The organism is Neisseria sp. P0022.S010 (assembly GCF_051956635.1).
This window is the reverse complement of record NZ_JBQCXF010000674.1, coordinates 1-1,454: the sequence shown is the minus strand read 5'-3', so window position 1 is coordinate 1,454 and position 1,454 is coordinate 1. Positions and strand designations below refer to the sequence as shown.

1 protein-coding gene is annotated in these 1,454 nt (G+C 55.7%); it reads right to left on the bottom strand.

Annotated features, from left to right (window positions below; all coding sequences use genetic code 11):
• Positions 1-1,454: excinuclease ABC subunit UvrB (gene uvrB, locus ACTHUT_RS20555; protein WP_440419656.1), on the bottom strand; the 1,454-nt coding region annotated here is incomplete at both ends.

Sequence of the window (1,454 nt, the reverse complement as noted above, 5' to 3'; positions counted from 1 at the left end):
CTCGCCGACTTTAACCTTGTTTTTACCTTTCAGACGGCCTTTGCCGCTGTCTTCTTCGTGGTACACGCCGTCGATGATGTCTTTGACCTGTTTTTTAATCTGTTGCGGTACGATGCCGTGTTCTTCATTGAATTTAATTTGTTTTTCGCGGCGACGTTCGGTCTCGTCGATAGCGGCTTTCATGGAGTCGGTGATTTTATCGGCGTACAGGATGGCGACGCCGTTCACGTTGCGCGCGGCGCGGCCTATGGTTTGAATCAGGCTGCGGTGGGAGCGCAGGAAGCCTTCTTTGTCGGCGTCGAGGATGGCGACGAGAGAGACTTCGGGGATGTCCAAGCCTTCGCGCAAGAGGTTGATGCCGACGAGTACGTCAAACAGGCCGAGACGCAAATCTCTAATGATTTCAACGCGCTCGACGGTGTCGATATCGCTGTGCAAGTAGCGTACTTTGATGCCAAGTTCGCTGTAATAGTCGGTGAGTTGCTCCGCCATACGTTTGGTGAGGGTGGTAACGAGCACGCGTTCGCCTTTTTGGATGCGGTCGTTGATTTCGCTCATTAAGTCATCGACTTGTGTAGCGACGGGGCGGATGATGATTTGGGGGTCGACCAGCCCTGTGGGGCGGACGACTTGTTCGACCACTTGTCCGGCGTGTTCTTCTTCGTATTTGGCGGGGGTGGCGGAGACGAAGACAGTTTGCGGCATGACTTTTTCAAATTCGTGGAATTTGAGCGGACGGTTGTCGCGGGCGGAAGGCAGGCGGAAGCCGTAGTCCACGAGGTTTTGTTTGCGCGATGCGTCGCCTTTGTACATGCCGCCGATTTGGGTGACGGTAACGTGGCTTTCGTCGATGAACATGATGGCGTTGTCGGGCAGGTAGTCCATCAGCGTGGGCGGCGGTTCGCCTTCTTTTTTGCCGGAGAAGTGGCGGGAGTAGTTTTCGATGCCTTTGCAGAAGCCCATTTCGTAGAGCATTTCGAGGTCGAAGCGGGTGCGCTGTTCGATGCGTTGTTGTTCGACGGGGCGTTGTTCGCGGGCGAAAAACTCGATGCGTTCACGCAGTTCTTCTTTAATGGACTCGCAGGCGCGCAAGACGGTGTCGCGTGGGGTAACGTAGTGGCTGGACGGGAAGACGGTGTAGCGGCCGACGCGTTGAATAAGGCTGCCTGAAAGCGGGTCGAACATATCGAGGCGGTCGATTTCGTCATCAAACAGGCTGATGCGCAAGGCGTTTTCGGAGCTTTCGGCGGGGTACACGTCAATCACGTCGCCGCGCACGCGGAAGCTGCCGCGTTTGAAATCCAAGTCGCCGCGTTCGTACTGCATAGAAACGAGCGTGGCGATGATGTCGCGCTGCTCGATGGTGTCGCCTTCTTTGACGGACAACACCATTTGTTGATATTCGGTCGGGTCGCCGATACCGTAAATGGCGGACACGGTGGCGACGATAATCA